Source organism: Streptomyces sp. NPDC048295, from assembly GCF_040652135.1.
In the GTDB taxonomy this organism is placed as follows: Bacteria; Actinomycetota; Actinomycetes; order Streptomycetales; family Streptomycetaceae; genus Streptomyces.
On sequence record NZ_JBEZLL010000030.1, the window covers coordinates 1 to 20,872 of the forward strand.

Below are 20,872 nucleotides of genomic sequence, written 5' to 3' on the forward strand. Positions count from 1 at the left end.
AGCGGTCCTGTCCGGGCGTACCGAAGAGGTACAGGATCAGGTCCTGGTCCAGGGTGATGCGACCGAAGTCCATCGCCACCGTCGTGGTGGTCTTGCCCCCGGTGTGCGTCAGGTCGTCGATGCCCGCGGACGCGGACGTCATCACGGCTTCCGTACGCAACGGGTTGATCTCCGAGACGGCACCGACGAACGTGGTCTTGCCCACGCCGAAGCCCCCTGCCACCACGATCTTCGCCGAGGTGGTGGCCCGGGCCGCACCGCCGCTAGAGCTTGCGAAGTCCACTGAGCACCCTTTCGAGCAGTGTCACATCCGGCGCGCCGCCGGTCTCTCCATTGCCCGGCTGGTGGATGGCCACCATGCCGGCTTCCGCCAGGTCCGCGACGAGGATCCGGGCCACACCGAGCGGCATCGACAGCAGCGCCGAGACCTCGGCCACCGACTTGACCTCACGGCAGAGGTGGCAGATCCGCTGGTGCTCGGGGAGCAGGGTCCCCAGATGCGCGGGGTCGGCCGTCGTGGAGACCAGTGCCTCTATGGCGAGCTGGTAGCGCGGCCGGGTCCGGCCACCGGTCATGGCATACGGGCGGACCAGTGGCTGGTCGCCTTCACCGTCGTACGACGCGTGGTGCAGTGCGCCGTACGGATCGGGTGAGGCGGGTGGCGGGGTCATGAATCCTCCGGGCGTGACAGCAGTACGTCGGCTTGCCGTCTGAAGGGGCCGGTGGGGGGCTCTAAGCGGCCGGACGGGCGAGGGTTGAGGGCGTTACCTGGGGCAATCGAGTCTGTCATCGATCCATGGCCGCCTAATGGAGCAGGCTGCCCTGGAGCTCGGCACGGAGGTCGGGGGTGAGGACGGTACCCGCACGGTCGACCAGCAGAGCCATCTCGTACCCCACCAGACCGATGTCGGCGTCCGGGTGGGCGAGGACGGCCAGTGAGGACCCGTCCGAGATGGACATCAGGAAGAGGAACCCGCGCTCCATCTCCACCACGGTCTGGCTGACGGCGCCGCCCTCGAAGATCCGGGACGCGCCCGCGGTCAGCGAGGTCAGCCCGGAGGCGACGGCGGCCAGCTGGTCGGCGCGGTCACGGGGGAATCCTTCGGACATGGCCAGCAGGAGTCCGTCGGCGGAGACCACCACCGTGTGCGACACCCCGGGGGTGTTGTCCACGAAGTTGGTGATCAACCAGTTCAGATTCTGCGCGGCCTGACTCATCGGGCTCAACTAACGCTCCTGCTGGTGAGTGGGGCCGAGTGGGAAACTGCCGGTCGACTGGCTGTTGTTGGCCTGCCGCCCCTGCTGGATGCCCCGGCGGAGATTGGTCAACCGCCCGCGTACATCATCGGGGGCGCGTGACACCTGCGGACCGGACTGATGGTTCTGCTGCTGAGCGGTACCCGGCACCAGGTTGGCGCGAGGTACCCGGCGCGGCAGTCCGGAAGTGGTGACTCCGCCTGCCGCGGGCTTCTTGACCCGCTCCGCCTGCCGTACGAGTTCGTCGTTCGGCGAGGGGCGCCAGGAACTTGTGGGGCTGCCCGGGTCGCTTCCGCCGAGGCGCGGCGCCGCGGGAGCGGAAGGCTCCGGGGCCTGCTGCTGGGGGAGCGGCGAGGGTGCCTGGGGCTCGGCGGACGGCTGCTGGCCGCCCTGCTGCGGGCCGTGGAACCAGTTCGTCTCCAGGGTGTCGTACAGCGGTGTACGACCGTCCCCGGGCCCGGCCGCCGGAGGCAGCGCCTCGGGCTGCGGCTGCGGCGGCAGCACCGGGCGGTACTGCGCGTCGCCGGCGGGCGGGCGCGGGGCACCGAAGTCCTCGTCGTCCCGGCCGCGCTGACGCGGGGCCGGCAGGCCCTGGTCCTGCGGCCGGACGGGCTGCGGTCCGCCGAAGTCGGGACGGGCGAACTGCGCGGTGCTCGCCGGGTCCTGGGACAGGTCCTGCGGGGCGTGGGCCTGCGGGGCCGGAGCCGAGAAGTCCGGGCGGGCGAACTCGGCGGTGGAGCCGGGGCCCCGGCTGTCGTCCATGGGCGCCCGCGGGTTGAGCGGCGGGCTCATCGGCCGCTGGAACTGGCCGGTGGACTCGGGCTCCTCATGACCGCGCGGGGCATCCAGCGGAGTACGGCGCGGCGCGGACGGGTCCTGGGCGCCCCAGCTGGTGGTCTGCGGACGCTGCGGCTGAGGGTTGCCACCGGGCAGCTCGGCACGCGGGCCGCCGGCCGGGGGAAGCCGGCGCTCCGGCTCGCCCTGGCCGACGGGCTGCTGGAAGCCGCCCTGGCCGGCGGGGTACTGCTGCGGCTGCGAGGGCTGCCAGGGGGCGCCGGGGCCGTTCGGACCCTGCGGGCCGTTCTGGTCCTGCCGGTTCTGGTCCTGGCGGTTCTGGTCCTGCCGGTTCTGGCCGAACAGGTCGGGACGGCCCGACTCCGGACGGCCCGGTCCGTCGCCCTGGCCGCGGGCGCCGAGGCGGGCGCCGTTGCCGAAGGCGCCGGCGAGGCCGCCGCCCTGACGCTGCGGCTCCGGGCGGGAACCGTCCTGCGGGCCGGTGCCGGACAGCCCGGCGGACTGGAATCCGGCGTTCTGCTGGCCCTGCTGGTTCGGCTGGCCTTGCTGGTGGCGGGGACCGCCGTCGCGCGAGGGCAGCGCGGCACGCGGCGCGGAGCCCGCACCGACCTGACCGCGCGAGGCGCCCGGACCCGAGGCGAGACGGCCGGCCGGGCCGGACGGGGCGCCGCCGAGGCCGGGACGGGAGCCGTTGCCCGCGCCTGCCGGGCCACCGGCGAGCAGACCGCCCGGAGCGCCGGACTGCTGCCCGGGTGCCTGCTTGGGGGCCGGCTGCTTGCCGCCGTGCGCGACATCGACGGGCAGCATGACCAGCGCGGTCGTGCCACCGGAGTCGGAGGGCCGCAGCTGGATCCGGATGCCGTGACGCAGGGACAGCCGGCCGACCACGAACAGACCCATGCGGCGGGAGACCGAGACGTCCACGGTGGGCGGCGAGGCGAGCCGCTCGTTGATCGCGGCGAGGTCCTCGGGGGAGAGGCCGATGCCGGTGTCGTGGATCTCGACCAGCACCCGCCCGTCGGGCAGCGCGTGACCGGTGACCCGGACCTTCGTCTGCGGCGAGGAGAACGACGTGGCGTTCTCCAGCAGCTCGGCGAGCAGGTGCACGAGGTCGTTGACCACGCGGCCCGCGACCTCGGTGGCGGGCACCGCGGCCAGTTCGATGCGCTCGTACTGCTCCACCTCGGAGGCGGCGGCACGGAGCACGTCGACCAGCGGGACGGGGCGGGTCCACCGGCGGCCCGGCTCCTCACCCGCGAGGACGAGGAGGTTCTCGCCGTTACGGCGCATACGGGTCGCGAGGTGGTCGAGCTTGAAGAGCGAGGAGAGCTGGTCCGGGTCGGCCTCGCGCGACTCCAGTTCGGAGATGAGCGAGAGCTGACGCTGGATGAGGCCCTGGCTGCGACGCGAGAGGTTGGTGAACATCGCGTTGACGTTGCCCCGGAGCAGGGCCTGCTCGGCGGCGAGGCGGACGGCCTCGCGGTGCACGTCGTCGAAGGCCGCGGCCACCTTGCCGATCTCGTCCCGGGAGTGCACACCGACCGACTCGACCGAGGTGTCCACGTCCTGCGGGTCGGCCTCGGAGAGCTGCTTGACGAGCTCGGGCAGCCGGTCCTGGGCCACGCGCGTGGCCGTGTCCTGGAGCCGCCGCAGCGAACGGATCATCGACCGGGCGACGACGAAGGCACCGACGAGCGAGACACCGAGCACCAGCAGGATGAGCGCACCGCTGATGATCGCTTCGCGCTTCGACTCGTCGCGGAGCTCGCGGGCCTTGCCCTCCATGTCGCTGAGGAGGGTCTCCTCGATGGTCTTCATCGCCTGGATCTTGGTGGAGCTCTGGTCGTACCAGTCCAGGTAGGAACGGCGCGCGGTGCCGGTCATGCCCGAGGGACTGTCCAGCACCTTCTTCGCGTAGGTGTTGGCGGCCTTGATCTCCGGGTTGCCCTCGTCGAGCGTGGCGGTCAGCTCGTCGGCGTTGTTGCCGGTCGCCCCGTACACCGCCTTGAAGGAGCGCAGCGCCGAGCTCTCCTTGCGCAGCGCGGCGCGGCCGAACTGCTTGTCGTTCTCGTCGAGATGGGGCTGCTTGTCGTTGCCGCCGGGCAGGGCCGCGGCGATGATCGCGCGCTGGACCGAGGCGTACTCCTTGGCGGAGGAGAAGGCCGCCAGCGCCCGGGTCCGCTTGATCATCTCGGAGTTGCTGGTCGCCTGCGCCATGTCCTGCGAGAGGCTCAGCAGCGAGGTGATCAGCTGGCTGTACTGGTCGACGGTCTGGAGACTCGGGGTGCCGTCGGCGTACGCCGTCTTGCGGATGTTGCGGATGTCGGCGAGCTGGCTCGCGATCTGGGTGACGCTCGAATAGATGCCTTCGAGCGCCTCGTCGCCGGTGGGGTCGCCGATCGAGGTCGTCGCGTCGAGGAAGGCCGTCTTCGCCCGGTCGGTCTTCTTGCGGGGCTCGGTGACCTTGAAGTCGTCGGGCTTCACCCCGTTGGCCAGCGGACCGGCCGAACGGTCGCGCTCCTCCTGGAGCGCCTGGGCGAGCGACGTCGCCTGCTTGGTCATCTTGGTCAGCAGCTGCATGTGATCCAGCTGCTGGATGTCGCTCATGGACTCGTTGATCCGCAGTCCGCCCAGCGTGGTCGCGGCGACCACCGGAAGGGCGAGCAGGGAGACCAGACGCGTGCTGATGCGCCAGTTGCGAAGAGCGACGCGCGAGCCGGTGCTGGCGGGGCCACGGGACTTCGACGACGAGACCGGGTCGACGTCACCGTTCGCCGTGGCACCGGGGCGCTGAGCACGGTCGCCGCTGTCGCCGCCCGCGGCAGGCCCGGGGTTCTGGGCGTGCTGGGCCGAGGGACCGCGGTCGGTCCCGCCGTGCGGCTCCTGCTCCGCCGCAGCGCTGCCATCCCTCTTGAAACGTCCCTGCACTAGCGTCGCAACCTCTGGACCAGGCGTTCCTCCGCGCGAGGCGGTGGAACGGTGTCGGCGTCGTGGGGCGTTGTACCCGCCCCATGGTGGTCGTGAGTGACCGGCGTCCTTCCCCTTTCCGCCGCCACTCGGCGCTCCGTTGCGCCCCCTGCGCGCCGGCTTGAAACCCGCGGCGGTGCGTGGAATTCCAGCACAGTGCCGGATCTCCAACAAGGGCCCCGTGCCGGGCTGTGACCCGGGTGACGCGTTGTGACGACTGGGTAACAAGCCGTGCAGCGTGATCACGGGTAAACCGGACGATTACGGGTGAACCGGCGAAGCGTGGACGGTGTCCCAGTCGCCATGGTCAGGAGTGGAATGACTGATTCAGTTACGTAATGTCCGTTTCTGTGAGCGTGATCAAGTGACCGAAATGAGGGAATTGTCGACGCGGTCGTGAGCAAACTCACATGATGATCGCCGTCTCTTCCGGGCTCTCGGGGGGAATTGGATGTTTAGCCTGACGCTTTACAGGGATGGCAAATCCGACAACCGGCGCCCCTTCGGGCGGCGCCCGCAACCGACAGGGTCCGAACGGCAGATGAAGACGACGATGATGTTCCGCAACATTGCCAACCCCCGGCGCACCACGCTGGCGCACCTCGAGGACGCCGACGCACTGCGGACGCCGGAGCAGCCGGAGCACGCCGTGGCCCTGCCCACCCAGACGGCCAACCCCCGCCGCACCATCCTCATGGAAGCCCCGGTCACCGCCGCGGTCGCGGAGTAGCGGAAGGCCCCGGACGGGCCCCGCTCCCCCTCGCCCGCGCCGGCGCCCCGCCTCCGCGGGGCCGCCCCGTCACGCCGCCCGGCAATTGGGGCAATCCCCGCCGGGCAACGCGTTAGCCTGGAGCGTCAGTCTTCAGCCAGCAAGTGAGGGGCGACAGCATCCCGTGCGCATCGCCAGGTTCTCCATCGACGGCAATGTCGCCTTCGGCGCCGTCGAGGGCGAGGGGCCCGATGGTCTCGTCCTCGACATCATCAAGGGCATTCCGTACGCCGAGTTCGAGCTCTCCGGCACCAAGGTCCCGCTGAACAAGGTCCGCCTCCTGCCGCCCGTGCTCCCCAACAAGGTCGTGGCCATCGGCCGCAACTACGCGGAGCACGCCGCGGAACTCGGCAACGAGGTACCGGACGTCCCCGTCGCCTTCTTCAAGCCCACCACCTCGGTGATCGGCTCCGGCGACGCGATCGAGTACCCCTCCTTCTCGAACGAGCTCCACCACGAGGCCGAACTGGCCGTGGTCATCGGCCGCATGTGCCGGGAAGTGCCGCGCGAGCGCGTGAAGGACGTCATCTTCGGCTACACCTGCGCCAATGACGTCACCGCCCGCGACGCCCAGAAGCGCGAGAAGCAGTGGGCCCGGGCCAAGGGCTTCGACACCTCCTGCCCGCTCGGCCCCTGGGTGGAGACCGACCTCGACCCCCATGACCTCACCATTCAGGCGACGGTCAACGGAGAGCAACGGCAACTGGGCCGTACGAGCGACATGATCCGCTCGATCGAGGATCTGGTCGTCCACATCACGGAAGCCATGACGCTGCTCCCGGGCGATGTGATCCTCACCGGCACTCCCGCAGGGGTCGGACCCCTCCATGTCGGCGACGAGGTCGCCGTCACCATCGAAGGCATCGGCACTCTCACCAACAAGGTGATCAAGCGTGGTTAACGCACCTGTCCGTGTACGTTTCTGTCCCTCGCCGACCGGCAACCCCCACGTGGGCCTGGTCCGCACCGCCCTGTTCAACTGGGCCTTCGCCCGGCACCACGGCGGCACCCTGGTCTTCCGCATCGAGGACACGGACGCCGCCCGTGACTCCGAGGAATCCTACAACCAGCTCCTGGAGTCGATGCGCTGGCTCGGCTTCGACTGGGACGAGGGCCCCGAGGTCGGCGGCCCGCACGCCCCGTACCGCCAGTCGCAGCGCATGGACATCTACAAGGATGTCGCCGACAAGCTCCTCGCGGGCGGGTACGCGTACCACTGCTACTGCACCACCGAGGAGCTCGACGCCCGCCGCGACGCCGCCCGCGCCGCCGGCAAGCCGTCCGGCTACGACGGCCACTGCCGCGAGCTGAGCGCCGAGCAGACCGCCGCGTACGAGGCCGAGGGCCGGACGTCCATCGTCCGCTTCCGGATGCCCGACGAGGCGCTCACCTTCACCGACCTGGTCCGCGGCGAGCTGACCTTCCAGCCGGAGAACGTGCCGGACTACGGCATCGTCCGCGCCAACGGCGCCCCGCTCTACACGCTGGTCAACCCGGTCGACGACGCGCTGATGGAGATCACCCACGTCCTGCGCGGCGAGGACCTGCTCTCCTCCACCCCGCGCCAGCTCGCCCTCTACAAGGCGCTCATCGAGCTGGGCATCGCCAAGGAGACCCCCGCCTTCGGTCACCTGCCGTACGTCATGGGCGAGGGCAACAAGAAGCTCTCCAAGCGCGACCCGCAGGCCTCGCTCAACCTCTACCGCGAGCGCGGCTTCCTGCCGGAGGGGCTGCTCAACTACCTCTCCCTGCTGGGCTGGTCGATCGCCGAGGACCGCGACATCTTCTCGATCGAGGAGATGGTGGCCGCGTTCGACATCAAGGACGTCAACGCCAACCCGGCGCGCTTCGACCTGAAGAAGTGCGAGCACGTCAACGCCGAGCACATCCGCAAGATGGACGTGAAGGCGTTCACCGAGGCCTGCGGCCCCTGGCTGAAGGCCCCGTTCGCCCCGTGGGCCCCGGAGGCCTTCGACGCGGAGCAGTTCGCGGCGATCGCCCCGCACGCCCAGACCCGCGTCACCGTCCTCTCGGACATCACGGCCAACGTCGACTTCCTCTTCCTCGACGAGCCGGCGACGGACGAGGCCTCCTGGACCAAGGCGATGAAGGAGGGCTCCGACGCCCTTCTCACCACGGCCCGCGCCAAGCTGGCCGACGCCGAGTGGAACGCCGACGCGCTGAAGAACGCCGTCCTCACCGCGGGCGAGGAGCACGGCCTGAAGCTCGGCAAGGCCCAGGCCCCGGTCCGCGTCGCCGTCACCGGCCGCACGATCGGCCTGCCGCTCTTCGAGTCCCTGGAGATCCTGGGCCGCGAGAAGACGCTGGCCCGGGTGGACGCCGCCCTGGCGAAGCTGACCGCGTAACGCCCGTATGTACGCCGGAGGCCGGGGTTCCCGCAGGGGAGTCCCGGCCTCCGGCCGTTCACGGCCCCTGCGGCACCCCGCGCGGGCCGGCCTGCTGCCCGGGGATGACGGCCCCGGCTCCCACACGCTTCCCGTCGCCGAACATCAGGCTGGAGGGCTGCGCGGTGCGCCGGTCCGAGACCACGATGCCGCCGCGCCACTTCCCGCTCGGATCCTGGTAGCGGAACTGGAGCTTCTTCAGACGCTCACCGAACTGCTCCCGGAGCGGCGCGTAGGCGTCGTCGCAGTGCACGTTCCACGTGAGGTCGTTCAGATAGGCGTGGCAGGCGATCGGGAACAGCAGGGACGACACCACCAGGTCCGCGACCTGCAACAGGGTGTGCGTGTCGCTGTGACCGAAGACGGGGGACTCGATGATCCCCCGGAGACCGTCCCCGCCCGTGCGGTATTTGCGGGTGGTCACGCAGTGCACGTTGGGCGCGTTCTTCACCTTGGTGCGGCTGTCGAGGACCATCATCCCGCGTGAGTGTTCGTGGGCCAGCTGAGCCTGGAACGTCTCGGTCAACGAACCCACGGAGGTCGGGTAGACGCCGGATTCGTTGAAGGCGAGCCCTTCCTCCTTGATCCAGACGCGGGCGAGGAGCCGTGCGTCGTGGCGTTCCAGTATGTCGAGCAGGGACGACACGAGTTCCATCGCGGCCCGGCGCCAGTTGTGATTGCCGGCCCGCAGGTTCTTGCGGACGTCGGACCCCTTGATCTCGTGCTGGATCAGCTCGGACAGATGCATGACGTGCTTCAACTGGGGCCGGTAGTGCTTCTTGACGTTGAGGAACTCCCAGGTCAGGTCCTTGACTTGGGAGCGGGGAACGCTGAATCCGCCGATGACGAGTACGGGTGGCGCATCCGGCTTGGCCGGATCGAGCGTCTGCCCGTTACCGGCCTCGTCGATGTAGCAGAGATGCACCGAACCTCCCCTGAAACACGTCTGTGGCCGCCCCCGAAGGGACGGCCACAGGGTCTGCGCAGCCATATGCGCGGTGTTTTGTTTACTGCTTCCGATGCTGCCAGGCGCCGGAGCCCAGGGTCAAGCGTGACGTCGCTCTGAGTTGACTGGGTTCAACCCTCTGGAGTGAGAGGGGTAGTTGCCAAGCCGGGCCATACCAGGCAGCCGACGCTTCCCGGGCGCATGGAGATCATGTGGGCGGCACGGTCAGGAGCGCGCAGCGACATCCGGAACCCGCCGTCCACGGCGGTGACCTGGGCGCTCCCGTCGTCGTGGGCGAGGCCCCAGGCGGCGACGCGGGCGTCGGGCTCGCCGCTATCGTTCCGGAACTGCTCGACGACAGCGAAGAGGCGGGGTGCGGTGGCTTCGACGAGGGCGCGGATCTCGTCGGCGAAGCTGTCAGACGGGGCGGGGTTTGGAGGCTGCGGGGATACGGTGGTCATGCGAAGTCTCCTGTCACTGAGAGGAGTTGATGCGTGATAGAACGCTAACGGAGTCGCGATAGATCTATCGTGGAAACTTAGGGATATCTCGCATGTTCACTGATGTGGGGGACAAGAGCGACCGTGGGTGGAGAGGGGATGTGGTGGTTGCTTCCACGCCGCCGACGCTGCGCCAGCGGCGCCTCGGAGCGGAACTGAGGAAGTTGCGCGAGCAGGCTGGGTTGAGTTCGACGGAGGCGGCCGCACGCATCGGCATTCAGCAAGCCAGGATGAGCATGATCGAAGCTGGGCGCTACGGCGTGAGCGCGGATCGTGTACGAGCCATGGCGCACAGCTACGCTTGTGGAGACGCTGCGCTGATCGAGGCACTGGGCAACATGACGGGGCGGCGAGGGCGTAACTGGTGGGATGAGTACCGAGAGCTGCTGCCTGTGGCCCTTGTGGAGGTTGCAGAGCTTGAGGCGGAGGCGACGGCCCTGAGGGTTGCCGTGCTTGTCTCCATGCCTGGTCTTCTGCAGACAGCTCAGCAGGCGAGAGCGTCCTACAGCCAGAATGTTCCGGTGCTCCAGCCGTACGAGGTCGAGCACAGATCTGCTTTCCGCGTGAGGCGGCAAGGCGTCCTCTACGAGACGTCGTCCCTGCCGTACACAGCAGTCATCCACGAGGCGGCGCTTCGCATGGGGGTGGGCGGTCCGGACGTTGTACGCGGACAGTTGGAGCACTTGGTCCATGTGGGAGAGCAGGAGAATGTGACGATCCTGGCCATCCCGTTCGAACGGGCCGACTTCCCTGTGTCCGGTCAGCCGATCACGTATGCAAGCGGCACCGTGCCGCAACTGGACACGATCTTGTTGGATTCCGATCATGGGTGCGACCTTCTCTATGCGGAGGCGCAGCTTGCTCGCTACCGGGCGGTCCTGGACCGCATGGAGCGGTGTGCGCTCAGTCAGGCCAAGAGCCGTGATTTCATCCACAAGATCGCCAAGAGTCTATGAGGCACCGGAACCATGCATGCTTACAACTGGCAGAAGTCCTCGTACAGCAACGAGGGAGCGAACTGCGTCAACGTGGCCGCTGCGCCCGACGGCACACTTCGGTTGCGGGAGAGCGACGACCCGGACGTGATACTCGTCGCAACCCGGGTCGGTCTGTCCGCTCTGGTCGCATCGATCAAGGAGAACGAGAGCCTTGGGCCGCACCTCTGAGTGAGGCTGCGACTCCGCCGCTCCGGAACGTACCGGCGGGCTCGCCGGAGCGGCTCCCAGTGTCAGTGGGCGGAAGTAAGCTCACAGGGTGATTACCGGTGAAGTGAAGAGCAAGGTGGGGCGCGTCTGGGACGCGTTCTGGTCGGGTGGCATCTCCAATCCGCTGGAGGTGATGGAGCAGATCACGTACCTGCTCTTCATCAAGCGACTGGACGAGCTCCAGACGATCAAGGACCGCCGGGCGAACGCCACGGGCACGCCAGACCTTGACCCGTTCTTCGACGCGGACCAGCAGGACCTGCGCTGGCAGAACTTCAAGGTCCGCGACCCCGAAATCATGTACGGGCTGGTCGCCGAAGGCGTCTTCCCGTATCTGCGCCGCATGGGCGGCGACGACTCGACGTACTCGCACCACATGAAGGACGCCCGCTTCACCATCCCGAACGCGAACCTCCTCGCGAAGGTCGTCGACCTCCTCGACGACCTCGGCATGGACAAGGCCGACACCAAGGGCGACATCTACGAGTATCTGCTCGCGAAGATCGCGTCAGCCGGCCAGAACGGCCAGTTCCGCACGCCCCGGCACATCATTGACCTGATGGTCGAGATGACCCAGCCCGGCCCGGGTGACGAGGTCTGCGACCCAGCCTGCGGCACGGCGGGCTTTCTGGTACAGACGTCGTCGTACGTCAAGCGCACGCACAGGGAAGCCCTGCTCGGGGTGGAGCAGAGCAAGCACTTCAATGAGTCGATGTTCCACGGCTTCGATTTCGACTCCACGATGCTCCGCATCGGCTCGATGAACATGCTGCTCCATGGAGTGGAGAACCCGGACATCCGCTGGCGGGACTCCCTCGCGGAGTCGGCGGCCGGCGAGGCGGAGAAGTACTCCCTGATCCTCGCCAACCCGCCCTTCGCGGGCAGCCTCGACTACGAGTCGACGGCGAAGGACCTTCAGTCGATTGTCAAGACCAAGAAGACGGAACTCCTCTTCCTGGCTCTCTTCTTGCGCCTCCTCAAGCCTGGTGGCCGCGCGGCCGTCATCGTTCCTGACGGTGTTCTCTTCGGCTCCACAAAGGCCCACAGGGAACTCCGCCGCATGCTGGTGGAGGAGCAGCAGCTCCAGGCGGTGGTCAAGCTGCCGAGCGGCGTCTTCAAGCCGTACGCCGGTGTCTCGACGGCCATCCTCTTCTTCACCCGCACCGACAGTGGTGGCACGGAGGACGTCTGGTTCTACGACGTCAAGGCCGACGGCCTTTCGCTGGACGACAAGCGCAACGAACTCCTCCCGGAAGGCCGCCTCGGCGTCCGCCCGACCCCTGCGGACAAGCCTCTGACCGCAGAGGAGCACGAGAAGAACAACCTCCCGGACGTCCTGACTCGCTGGTTCAACCGAGACACCTCGGAACGCGACCGCGCGAGGACGGAACAGAGCTTCTGCGTCCCGAAGGCGGAGATCGCGGCCCAGTATTACGACCTGTCCCTGAACCGCTACAAAGAAAGTGTCCACGAGGAGATCAAGACCCGATTCCCCTTGGAAATCCTGGCAGATGTGGAGCGTCTGGAAGTTGAAATTTCCAAGGGAATGGAAGAGCTGAAGGATTTGCTCGCATGACTGAAAAGATGCAACTCTCGGCAGTTTGTGAAATTATCATGGGGCAAGCTCCGAAAGGTGAATCTTACAACACTGCCAGAGACGGGTGGGCCCTTATTGCCGGTGCGGGTGATTTCTCAGCGGGCAAGCTTGCCCCTAAGAAGTGGACAACGGAAGCGAGTAAGCTCTCAAAAACAGGCGATATCGTCCTGAGTATTCGCGCGTCAATCGGTGCGAAAGTGTGGTCGGATGGAGAGTTCTGTTTGGGTCGTGGCGTTGCCGCGTTGCGCGCAAAGGCAGGTTTGAGCAAGGAGTTCTTGTGGCATTGGATCACATTTAAAGAGGAAGAGCTGGTCGCAAAGGGAAAAGGTGCCACCTTCCTCCAGGTGAATCGCGGCGACATTGGCGAACTGGAGATGGAGCTGCCTCCGCTTGCCCAGCAGCGCCGAATCGCCACAGTTCTCGAGCGGGTGGACTCACTCCGCGCCAAGCGTCGTAAGGCTGTCGCCCTCCTCGATGATCTTGCCCAGGCTGCCTTCCTCGACATGTTCGGCGACCCTGTGATGAATCCGAAGGGCTGGCCGGTGCTGCCTTTTGGTGAAGTCTGTGAAACCCGACTTGGTAAAATGCTTGACAGTAAGAGGGAAACTGGAAGGAGTGGTCGGCCGTACCTTCGCAACGCAAATGTTCAGTGGTTCCGAATTGATACCACGGATCTCCTCGAAATGGATTTCAATGGCAAAGATAAGGTCACCTATGGACTTGCTCCGGGGGACTTGATGATCTGTGAGGGCGGAGAGCCGGGGCGGGCCGCGATCTGGCGAGGTGAAGTCGAGGACTGTTATTTTCAAAAGGCGTTGCATCGGGCAAGACCCAATGTCGAGTTGGCGCGAGCGGAGTATTTGGTATGGATGCTCCGGATCCTTAGCATGAGGGGCGGGCTGTCCGACCATGTGTCGACGGCCACTATTGCTCATCTCACAGGTGCCAAACTGAAATTGCTCCCCATTTTGCTTCCACCCGTCAAACTGCAGCAGGAGTTCACATCGCGCCTGGAGGCCGTTGAAGAAATGAAGAAGCGGCATGCGGTGCAGCTCGCCACACTCGACGAGCTCTTCGAATCCCTGCAACAGCGCGCCTTCGCCGGGCAGCTCTGGGATCATGAAGCCGCGTAACCCATAACGACGCACACGAACCACCGCACCACCACGCCGACCGCGCCCGGTCTGGGGAGACCCGGGGCGCGGCCGGCGCTGCCGCATCACGTAGCTCGCAGCTCACGGCCGCGTACAGCGACCGGTACAGGGGAGAGGGACGCCACAGCGATGGCCAGCAACCAGAGGAACGACGGCATCGGCGACAGCAGTGGCGAGGCGAGTCCGCCCAAGCCAGGCCCGCGCCCCACTCCCGGCCCCCCGATGTCGCGCCGGTCGACCGACCAAGCCGCCGCCCGCCACCTTGCCCGCCCCGCCGGGAACTTCGCGTTCCTCAAGGCTGAGTGGCCCGCCCTTTACGAGGAAGCCACCCGCGCCGAGCGCCTTGCCCACGCCGATCCCCGGACCGCCTGCTTCTACGCCCGTCGGGCGATCGAGCTGGCCGTGCACTGGATGTACGACAAGGACACCTCGCTTCGGGCCCCGTACAAGATGGACCTCAACGCGATGCTCCACGAGCCGTCGTTCCGGACGCTCGTCGGGCCCACCGTGAACGCGAAGATGGACATCATCCGCCGCCAGGGCAACCATGCGGTCCACAAGCAGACCCCCGTGCCCCCGCAGGCCGCCGTCGCGAGCCTGCGCGAGCTGTTCCACTCGCTCTACTGGTTCGCCCGCACCTACACGGGCCAGGCCCATGACCTCCCCACCGCGGGCATGGAGTTCGACTCCACCGCCATTCCCCGCCCGCTCTCTCCCGAGGCCCGCCGCAAGAAGCAGGAGGAGCTGCGAAAGCAGGCGGAGGAGGACCAGAAGCGCTACCAGCAGCAGGCGGACGAGCTCGGCAAGGCCCGCGCGGCGAGCGAAGCCCTCGCCGCCCAGCTCGCCGAGCTCCGGGCGCAGGTCGCCGCCGCCAAGGCCGCGAACCAGAAGGTCCAGGACACCCACGACTACGACGAGGTCACTACTCGCGACACGTTCATAGATCTTCTCCTCAAGGAGGCCGGCTGGGACCTGGCGGCCTCCGGGACCGACCCGGCGGGGAAGTACACCGTCGAACGTCCGGTGACCGGCATGCAGACCGCCTCGGGCAACGGCTACGTCGACTACGTCCTGTGGGGTGCGGACGGCAAGCCCCTCGCCGTCGTCGAGGCCAAGCGCACCCGCCGTGACCCCCGCGACGGCCAGCAGCAGGCCAAGCTGTACGCGGACGCCCTCGCGGCCGAGTTCAACCGCCGCCCGGTGATCTTCTACACCAACGGCTACGAGACCTGCCTCTGGGACGACGGCCTGGGCTACCCGCCCCGCCAGGTCCAGGGTTTCCTCACCCACGACCAGCTCCACTGGCATGTGCGGCAGCGTGCTAGCCGTCTCTCCCTGACGACCACCCCGGTGAACGAGAAGATCGCCGGCCGCCCGTACCAGCTGCGCGCCATCAAGCGCGTCGGTGAGACGTACGAACGCGACCGCCAGCGCCAAGCCCTCCTCGTCATGGCGACCGGCACTGGCAAGACCCGTACCACCGTGGCCCTGGTCGACCAGCTGAAGAAGGCCGGCTGGGTTCAGCGAGTGCTGTTCCTCGCCGACCGCGAGGCCCTGGTCATCCAGACGATGAAGGCGTTCAAGGAACACCTCCCGAACACCCCCGTCGCCAGTCTCCTGGACGACAAGTCCGCGTCGGCGCACGTCTTTGTCTCCACTTACCAGACGATGATGAAGCAGATCGACGTGTCGGATGCCGCAGGCCGCCGCCGCTTCGGTCCCGGCTACTTCGACCTCATCGTCATCGACGAGGCCCACCGTTCCGTCTACGCGAAGTACGGCGAGATCTTCCGCTACTTCGACTCGCTCCTGCTCGGCCTGACCGCCACCCCGAAGGACGAGATCGACCGCAACACGTACAAACTGTTCCAGTTGGAGGACGGCGTCCCCACCGACTCCTACGGTCTGAACGAGGCGGTCGGCGAGGGATACCTCGTGCCGCCGAAGGCCGTGAAGGTGCCGTTGAAGTTCATGGAGCGAGGTATCCGCTACGAAGAACTCTCCGACGAGGAGAAGGCCGAATGGGATGACAAGGAGTGGTCCGAGGACGGCGAGAAGCCGGACGTCGTCAGCCGACACGAGATGAACAGAATCCTGTTCAATGAGGACACCGTCGACAAGATGCTGGAAGTCCTGGTCACTCAGGGCCACCGGGTCGAGGGCGGTGACCGCCTCGGCAAGACGATCATCTTCGCGAAGAATAACGAGCACGCCCGGTTCATCGAGGCCCGGTACAACGCCAACTATCCCAAAGGCGCCGGCCACCAGGCACGAGTGATCACGCACAAGGAAACCTATCGTCAGTCCCTGATCGAGGACTTCTCCGCAGCGCGCAAGGAGCCCGACATCGCGATCTCCGTCGACATGCTGGACACCGGCATCGACGTACCGGAGGTCGTCAACCTGGTCTTCGCCAAGCCGGTCTTCTCCAAGACCAAGTTCTGGCAGATGATCGGCCGTGGCACCCGGCTGCGCCCGGCCCTGTTCGGGCCGGATGAGACAAACCCCGACCATGAGAAGCAGAACTTCCGGGTCTTCGACTTCTGCGGCAACATCGACTTCTTCAACAGCGAGCTCGCCGGCGTCGAAGCCCGTCAGGCACCCGCCCTGAGTGAGCGCCTGCTCGGCCTGCAGCTGGATCTGCTGCGCAGCCTCGACCGCCGACAGCAGCCGGACCCGGCCCGCGACGGCGGCCCCGACGCCATCGCGACCGAGCCGTCGGTCCGGTGGGCCCTGGCCCACCGCCTGCACTCCACCGTTGCCGGGATGAACCTGGACAACTTCCTCGTCCGGCCGCACCGCCGTGAGATCGAGACGTTCGCCGACTTCCGCACTTGGCACCGCATCGACGAAGATGCCGAACACGCGGTTCGCGAGAAGCTGCTCCGCCTGCCCAGCGACCACGAACCCGACCCCGATGAGACCCGCGAGGAGGCCAAGCGCTTCGACCTCATCGCCTTCCGGCTCCAGCTCGCGGCGCTGGACGGCGGCAAGGAGTACGCCAAGCTGCGCCAGAAGGTCCGTGACATCGCGGAGGACCTGCTCGGGAAGGCCAATATCCCGGCCGTCGCCGAACAGTTGGAGCTGCTGGAGGCGGCAGCGGGTGAAGAGTGGTGGCAGGACGCCACTCTGCCGATGCTGGAAGACCTGCGCAGAAGGCTGCGAGGGCTGGCCAAACTGGTGGACGCCAAGGCCAAGCGGAAGATCGTCTACACCGACTTCGAGGACGAGTTCGGTGAGATCTCCGAGGCGGACATCAAGGACATGCCGACAGGCACGGACGAGCACAGGTTCCGCCAGAAGGCCCGTGCATACCTGTTGCGTCATGAGGACCAGCCGACCGTGCACAAGCTGCGCCACAACGAGCAGATCACCGAAGACGACCTGGCCGGCCTGGAAGAGATCTTCCTCGCCGAAGCGGTGGCCTCGCCCGAGGACCTGGACGAGGTGCGGGCCATGGGTGGTCTGGGTCTGTTCATCCGTGCCTTGTGCGGACTCGACCGGCAGGCCGCTCAGCAGGCCTTCGAGAGCTTCATTGTGGGAAAACAGCTGAGTGCCGCACAGCTGGACTTCATCACGCTGATCATCGACGTGGTCGCCAAGCGCGGTGTGCTCGACGTCGGAGACCTGTACGAAGTCGGCAGCCCGTTCCATGACCGCGCGCCCGGCGGTCCGGACGATCTGTTCTCCCCGGAGGAGATCGACGGCCTGAAGATCGTGTTCATCGGCCTGCTGACGACCGCAAAGCCCACCACGCTTGCCGCGTAGGCCCTTACGCTGGATCCATGACGATCCGCGCGGTGCTCTGGGACATCGACGACACGATCTTCGACTACAGCGGCGCCGACCGCGTCGGCATGCGTGCCCACCTCGAACAGGAGGGCCTGCCCGACGGATATGGCGACGCCGAGCAGGCGCTGGACGCGTGGCGGGCGATCACCGATACGCACTGGGCGCGGTTCGCGGCCGGGGAGACGGACTTCCTGGGGCAGCGCCGGGACCGGGTCAGGGAGTTCGTCTCGCGGGCGCTGGAGGACGAGCAGGCCGACGCCTGGTTTGCCAGGCACGCGGCCCACTACGAGGCCGCCTGGTCGCTCTTCCCGGACGTGCTGCCGGTCCTCGACCTGCTGGCCGGCCGGTTCCGGCACGCCGTGCTGTCGAACTCCAGCATCCACAACCAGGACCGCAAGCTGCGCGCGCTCGGCGTGCGGGACCGTTTCGAGGCCGTGGTGTGCGCCGTCGAGCTGGGCGTCTCCAAGCCGGAGGCAGGCGCCTTCCACGCCGCCTGCGAGGCGCTGGCGCTGGAGCCGGGGGAGGTCGCGTACGTGGGGGACGAGCCGGACATCGACGCCGGTGGGGCGGTCGCCGCCGGGCTGATGGGGATCTGGCTGGACCGGGGCGGACGCGGTGGCCGGCCCGAGCTCGTCCGTATCGGCGGGCTCGATCAGCTGCCCGGACTGCTGGCGGGCAATACCCGTTTTGGAGCGCCGGACACCTTCGGGTAATGTTCTTCCTGCGCCGCCCAAGCGGAACGAAAGATCCGAACGGGAAGCGCAAGCCGAACAAAATCCCTCACCAGGGGTTGAGTTTTGGTGGGCTATGGTGTAATTGGCAACACTACGGTTTCTGGTACCGTCATTCTAGGTTCGAGTCCTGGTAGCCCAGCGCAGAAATGCAAAAGTAGTAACAAGCCCCCGTTGTGTAGCGGCCTAGCACGCTGCCCTCTCACGGCAGTAGCGCCGGTTCGAATCCGGTCGGGGGTACAGATCCTTCCCGCGAGATCATCTGGGTCGCACCCACGCTCTCGATGCAGGATCGCTAGGGCCCCCGTTGTGTAGCGGCCTAGCACGCTGCCCTCTCACGGCAGTAGCGCCGGTTCGAATCCGGTCGGGGGTACTTGTAACACCATGGGCTATGGTGTAATTGGCAACACTACGGTTTCTGGTACCGTCATTCTAGGTTCGAGTCCTGGTAGCCCAGCGCAGAAATGCAACAAGCAGTATCAAGCCCCCGTTGTGTAGCGGCCTAGCACGCTGCCCTCTCACGGCAGTAGCGCCGGTTCGAATCCGGTCGGGGGTACAACAGCAGGACGGACAAAGGCCCTTCACCTCGGTGGAGGGCCTTCGCCGTTGGCTCGCGAGGCCCGTTCGGGCCGGGGCGCGTTCAGAGGCCGTAGCGCCGGGCCGACTCCTCCTCCTGGGCCATCCTGCGCAGGGCCAGCAGCAGCGGCTCGTAGAGCACGGCCGACGCGACCGCCATCTCCACCTGCTCCGACTCCGTCGGATGAGTCTCCATCATGTCCAGGTCCTGGACGGCGACTTGATGCATCAGCCCGGCCTGTTCGGCCAGGTAGTCGACATCGCATGGATAGCCGAGGCGGATCAGGGTGGCCACCGAGGAAACCAGCGCGCGATAGGCGGGGGAGAGGGGGCCGATCTCCTGCGACGTCGCCCAGCCGATCCGCTTCAGGAGCCGCTCGACCTCCGCGCGGGCGGTCTCGGTCTCCGGCGCCTCCTCGTCGGGGTCGGGGCCGTACGGGAGCGACCACAGCGCCGCACCCAGCCGGATCGTCCGGCCCAGGGAGTCGTCGTCGATGTGCGAGAGGACCTCGCGTGCCGTGGCCACGGGAAGGCGGCCCACCTGGATCAGGGCCCGCACCAGACGCAGCCGGCGCACATGACTCTCGTCGTAATCGGCCTGTGTCGCGGTGATCCGCCGGCCGGGGTGCAGCAGCCCCTCGCGCAGGTAGTACTTGATCGTCGCGGTCTTGACGCCGCTCGTCCCGCTCAGTTCCGAGAGCCGCATGTTCCGTGCCTTCCCTTGCGCCACCTCTTGGGCAGTGTCACTATCCAATCATTGGATAGTGTGACTCTCCAACAGGGGAAGGGGTAGGTATGTTCGCGAAGCCGAATCCGGGACGGACCACGGCCGCGGCCGAGGGAGAGGTGGTCGTGCTGCTCATCGGGATGCGCATCAATCACTTCTGGGGCGTGCACCATTGGCTGCCCGTGCTGCTGGCCATGCCGCGCATGCTGCGGGAGTTGAGCAAGGACAAGGGGCGCGGCCTGCTGGGCCACACGCTGTTGACCGGCTCGCCGCGGACGTACTACGTCGTCCAGTACTGGGAGTCGAAGGAGAAGCTCTACGCGTACGCGAGCGCTCCCGACATGTTCCACCGCAAGGCCTGGGCGATCATGAACCGCAAGGAGAAGAAGTCCCGGCAGCATGTGGGGCTGTGGCACGAGGCGTACGTCGTGCCCGAGGGCGGTTACGAGTCGATCTACGCCGACATGCCTGCCCACGGGCTGGCCGGGGCCACCGGCGTGCTGCCGTTGGAGGCGCGCGGCCGTCGGGGGGCCGACCGTCTCGCACGCCGCTCGTCCGCGAAGTGAGGCTCCGCGAATGAGGTGCCGAGAGGGGCCGCCACGACACTGGGGCGGCCGGGGAGCTGCCGGATGTCTCAGCCGTTGCGGCGCAGGGCCTCGCTGAGCCTGGCCGCCGAGTCGATGACCGCCTGGGCGTGCATCCGGCCCGGGTGCCTGGTCAGCCGCTCGATCGGTCCGGAGACCGAGACGGCGGCGACCACCCGGTTCGAGGGGCCGCGCACCGGGGCCGAGACCGAGGCCACGCCCGGCTCGCGCTCGCCGATCGACTGGGCCCAGCCCCTGCGCCGTACGCCCGAGAGCGCCGTCGCCGTGAACCGGGCGCCCTGGAGACCGCGGTGCAGGCGCTCCGGCTCCTCCCAGGCCATCAGGATCTGGGCCGAGGAGCCGGCCTTCATGGTGAGCGTGGAGCCGACCGGCACGGTGTCCCGCAGGCCGGACAGCCGCTCCGCCGCCGCCACGCAGATCCGCATGTCGCCCTGCCGTCGGTAGAGCTGCGCGCTCTCGCCGGTGATGTCGCGCAGGTGCGTGAGCACCGGGCCCGCCGTGGCCAGCAGGCGGTCCTCGCCCGCCGCCGCCGCGAGCTCCGCGAGCCGGGGGCCGAGAATGAAACGGCCCTGCATGTCCCTCGCCACCATCCGGTGGTGTTCCAGTGCCACGGCCAGCCGGTGGGCCGTGGGTCGTGCGAGCCCGGTCGCCGCGACCAGCCCGGCGAGGGTGGCCGGACCGGACTCCAGGGCGCTCAATACCAGAGCTGCCTTGTCGAGAACGCCGACGCCGCTAGAGTTGTCCATACGACGATACTCCCGTCTCACTCTGTGAAACGCAAGTTCAATATTCGGCGGAAGTTGCGAACCTGTACGGGCGGCCACACAACGGCCCGTAGCCACCGCC

18 protein-coding genes and 5 tRNA genes are annotated in these 20,872 nt (G+C 67.5%); 15 read left to right on the top strand and 8 right to left on the bottom strand.

Annotation, left to right across the window (positions count from 1 at the left end; translation table 11 throughout):
• The 4 genes from AB0D53_RS33540 to AB0D53_RS33555 all read right to left on the bottom strand — a co-directional run.
• Positions 1–283, bottom strand: a 283-nt coding sequence (locus AB0D53_RS33540; protein WP_351003482.1) for an ATP/GTP-binding protein, incomplete at its 3' end; no start/stop codon positions are given.
• A complete protein-coding gene (locus tag AB0D53_RS33545) occupies positions 264–671 on the bottom strand; it encodes a DUF742 domain-containing protein (protein ID WP_072487285.1) in 408 nt (135 codons plus the stop codon). The genes AB0D53_RS33540 and AB0D53_RS33545, both read right to left, overlap by 20 nt.
• A gap of 133 nt (positions 672–804) precedes the next feature.
• Entirely contained in the window at positions 805–1,218 is a 414-nt protein-coding gene (locus AB0D53_RS33550) for a roadblock/LC7 domain-containing protein (protein WP_006127850.1), read from the bottom strand.
• A 9-nt stretch (positions 1,219–1,227) separates the two neighbouring features.
• Positions 1,228–4,980 carry a nitrate- and nitrite sensing domain-containing protein gene (locus AB0D53_RS33555; RefSeq protein ID WP_362453013.1) on the bottom strand — a complete coding sequence of 1,251 codons (3,753 nt, stop codon included), beginning with the start codon at positions 4,978–4,980 and terminating at the stop codon, positions 1,228–1,230.
• Positions 4,981–5,560: 580 nt separating this feature from the next.
• Between AB0D53_RS33555 and AB0D53_RS33560 the strand changes: the two genes are divergently transcribed.
• From AB0D53_RS33560 to gltX, 3 genes are all read left to right on the top strand, one after another.
• Complete coding sequence (locus tag AB0D53_RS33560; RefSeq protein ID WP_362453014.1) at positions 5,561–5,749, top strand: hypothetical protein; 189 nt, start codon at positions 5,561–5,563, stop codon at positions 5,747–5,749.
• A 163-nt stretch (positions 5,750–5,912) separates the two neighbouring features.
• Positions 5,913–6,689 (top strand): fumarylacetoacetate hydrolase family protein, encoded by a 777-nt coding sequence (locus AB0D53_RS33565; protein WP_072487282.1) that lies wholly within the window; start codon positions 5,913–5,915, stop codon positions 6,687–6,689.
• The gene (gene gltX / locus AB0D53_RS33570; RefSeq protein ID WP_362453015.1) at positions 6,682–8,154 is read left to right on the top strand and encodes a glutamate--tRNA ligase; all 1,473 of its coding nucleotides are present in this window, start codon (positions 6,682–6,684) and stop codon (positions 8,152–8,154) included. The genes AB0D53_RS33565 and gltX overlap by 8 nt, the downstream gene beginning before the upstream one ends.
• A gap of 58 nt (positions 8,155–8,212) precedes the next feature.
• On the opposite strand, the gene AB0D53_RS33575 is transcribed toward gltX, so the two are convergent.
• Together AB0D53_RS33575 and AB0D53_RS33580 are read right to left on the bottom strand one after the other, a co-directional pair.
• Positions 8,213–9,118, bottom strand: coding sequence for a DUF3800 domain-containing protein (locus AB0D53_RS33575; protein ID WP_362453016.1), 906 nt, complete (start codon positions 9,116–9,118; stop codon positions 8,213–8,215).
• Between the two features lie 152 nt (positions 9,119–9,270).
• Positions 9,271–9,600 (bottom strand): hypothetical protein, encoded by a 330-nt coding sequence (locus tag AB0D53_RS33580; protein ID WP_362453017.1) that lies wholly within the window; start codon positions 9,598–9,600, stop codon positions 9,271–9,273.
• A 92-nt stretch (positions 9,601–9,692) separates the two neighbouring features.
• Between AB0D53_RS33580 and AB0D53_RS33585 the strand changes: the two genes are divergently transcribed.
• From AB0D53_RS33585 to AB0D53_RS33635, 11 genes are all read left to right on the top strand, one after another.
• Complete coding sequence (locus tag AB0D53_RS33585; RefSeq protein WP_362453018.1) at positions 9,693–10,595, top strand: helix-turn-helix transcriptional regulator; 903 nt, start codon at positions 9,693–9,695, stop codon at positions 10,593–10,595.
• Positions 10,596–10,607: 12 nt separating this feature from the next.
• The gene (locus tag AB0D53_RS33590; protein WP_362453020.1) at positions 10,608–10,805 is read left to right on the top strand and encodes a DUF397 domain-containing protein; all 198 of its coding nucleotides are present in this window, start codon (positions 10,608–10,610) and stop codon (positions 10,803–10,805) included.
• A gap of 88 nt (positions 10,806–10,893) precedes the next feature.
• On the top strand, positions 10,894–12,420 hold the full coding sequence (locus AB0D53_RS33595) for a class I SAM-dependent DNA methyltransferase (protein WP_362453021.1): 1,527 nt from the start codon (positions 10,894–10,896) through the stop codon (positions 12,418–12,420).
• A complete protein-coding gene (locus tag AB0D53_RS33600) occupies positions 12,417–13,574 on the top strand; it encodes a restriction endonuclease subunit S (RefSeq protein ID WP_362453023.1) in 1,158 nt (385 codons plus the stop codon). The genes AB0D53_RS33595 and AB0D53_RS33600 overlap by 4 nt, the downstream gene beginning before the upstream one ends.
• Positions 13,575–13,724: 150 nt before the next feature.
• Entirely contained in the window at positions 13,725–17,363 is a 3,639-nt protein-coding gene (locus AB0D53_RS33605) for a DEAD/DEAH box helicase family protein (RefSeq protein WP_362453024.1), read from the top strand.
• Between the two features lie 17 nt (positions 17,364–17,380).
• On the top strand, positions 17,381–18,100 hold the full coding sequence (locus tag AB0D53_RS33610; protein WP_362453026.1) for an HAD family hydrolase: 720 nt from the start codon (positions 17,381–17,383) through the stop codon (positions 18,098–18,100).
• Positions 18,101–18,188: 88 nt separating this feature from the next.
• A tRNA-Gln gene (locus tag AB0D53_RS33615) sits at positions 18,189–18,260 on the top strand.
• Positions 18,261–18,285: 25 nt separating this feature from the next.
• Positions 18,286–18,358, top strand: a tRNA-Glu gene (locus AB0D53_RS33620).
• 60 nt (positions 18,359–18,418) lie between these two features.
• Positions 18,419–18,491, top strand: a tRNA-Glu gene (locus tag AB0D53_RS33625).
• Between the two features lie 12 nt (positions 18,492–18,503).
• A tRNA-Gln gene (locus AB0D53_RS33630) sits at positions 18,504–18,575 on the top strand.
• A gap of 26 nt (positions 18,576–18,601) precedes the next feature.
• Positions 18,602–18,674: transfer RNA gene (locus AB0D53_RS33635), tRNA-Glu, on the top strand.
• A gap of 84 nt (positions 18,675–18,758) precedes the next feature.
• Here AB0D53_RS33635 and AB0D53_RS33640 read toward each other — a convergent pair.
• The gene (locus AB0D53_RS33640) at positions 18,759–19,400 is read right to left on the bottom strand and encodes a MerR family transcriptional regulator (RefSeq protein ID WP_362453027.1); all 642 of its coding nucleotides are present in this window, start codon (positions 19,398–19,400) and stop codon (positions 18,759–18,761) included.
• An 89-nt stretch (positions 19,401–19,489) separates the two neighbouring features.
• On the opposite strand from AB0D53_RS33640, the gene AB0D53_RS33645 reads away from it, so the two are divergent.
• The gene (locus tag AB0D53_RS33645) at positions 19,490–19,987 is read left to right on the top strand and encodes a DUF4188 domain-containing protein (protein WP_362453028.1); all 498 of its coding nucleotides are present in this window, start codon (positions 19,490–19,492) and stop codon (positions 19,985–19,987) included.
• A gap of 68 nt (positions 19,988–20,055) precedes the next feature.
• On the opposite strand, the gene ndgR is transcribed toward AB0D53_RS33645, so the two are convergent.
• Entirely contained in the window at positions 20,056–20,772 is a 717-nt protein-coding gene (gene ndgR / locus AB0D53_RS33650; protein ID WP_030928691.1) for an IclR family transcriptional regulator NdgR, read from the bottom strand.
• Positions 20,773–20,872 lie beyond the last annotated feature (100 nt).

Coding starts and splice junctions, on each gene's coding strand:
- AB0D53_RS33545 (WP_072487285.1), bottom strand. CDS start 671: ATGACCCCGCCACCCGCCTCACCCGATCCGTACGGCGCACTGCACCAC.
- AB0D53_RS33550 (WP_006127850.1), bottom strand. CDS start 1,218: ATGAGTCAGGCCGCGCAGAATCTGAACTGGTTGATCACCAACTTCGTG.
- AB0D53_RS33560 (WP_362453014.1), top strand. CDS start 5,561: ATGAAGACGACGATGATGTTCCGCAACATTGCCAACCCCCGGCGCACC.
- AB0D53_RS33580 (WP_362453017.1), bottom strand. CDS start 9,600: ATGACCACCGTATCCCCGCAGCCTCCAAACCCCGCCCCGTCTGACAGC.
- AB0D53_RS33585 (WP_362453018.1), top strand. CDS start 9,693: ATGTTCACTGATGTGGGGGACAAGAGCGACCGTGGGTGGAGAGGGGAT.
- AB0D53_RS33590 (WP_362453020.1), top strand. CDS start 10,608: ATGCATGCTTACAACTGGCAGAAGTCCTCGTACAGCAACGAGGGAGCG.
- AB0D53_RS33600 (WP_362453023.1), top strand. CDS start 12,417: ATGACTGAAAAGATGCAACTCTCGGCAGTTTGTGAAATTATCATGGGG.
- AB0D53_RS33605 (WP_362453024.1), top strand. CDS start 13,725: ATGGCCAGCAACCAGAGGAACGACGGCATCGGCGACAGCAGTGGCGAG.
- AB0D53_RS33610 (WP_362453026.1), top strand. CDS start 17,381: ATGACGATCCGCGCGGTGCTCTGGGACATCGACGACACGATCTTCGAC.
- AB0D53_RS33640 (WP_362453027.1), bottom strand. CDS start 19,400: ATGCGGCTCTCGGAACTGAGCGGGACGAGCGGCGTCAAGACCGCGACG.
- AB0D53_RS33645 (WP_362453028.1), top strand. CDS start 19,490: ATGTTCGCGAAGCCGAATCCGGGACGGACCACGGCCGCGGCCGAGGGA.
- ndgR (WP_030928691.1), bottom strand. CDS start 20,772: ATGGACAACTCTAGCGGCGTCGGCGTTCTCGACAAGGCAGCTCTGGTA.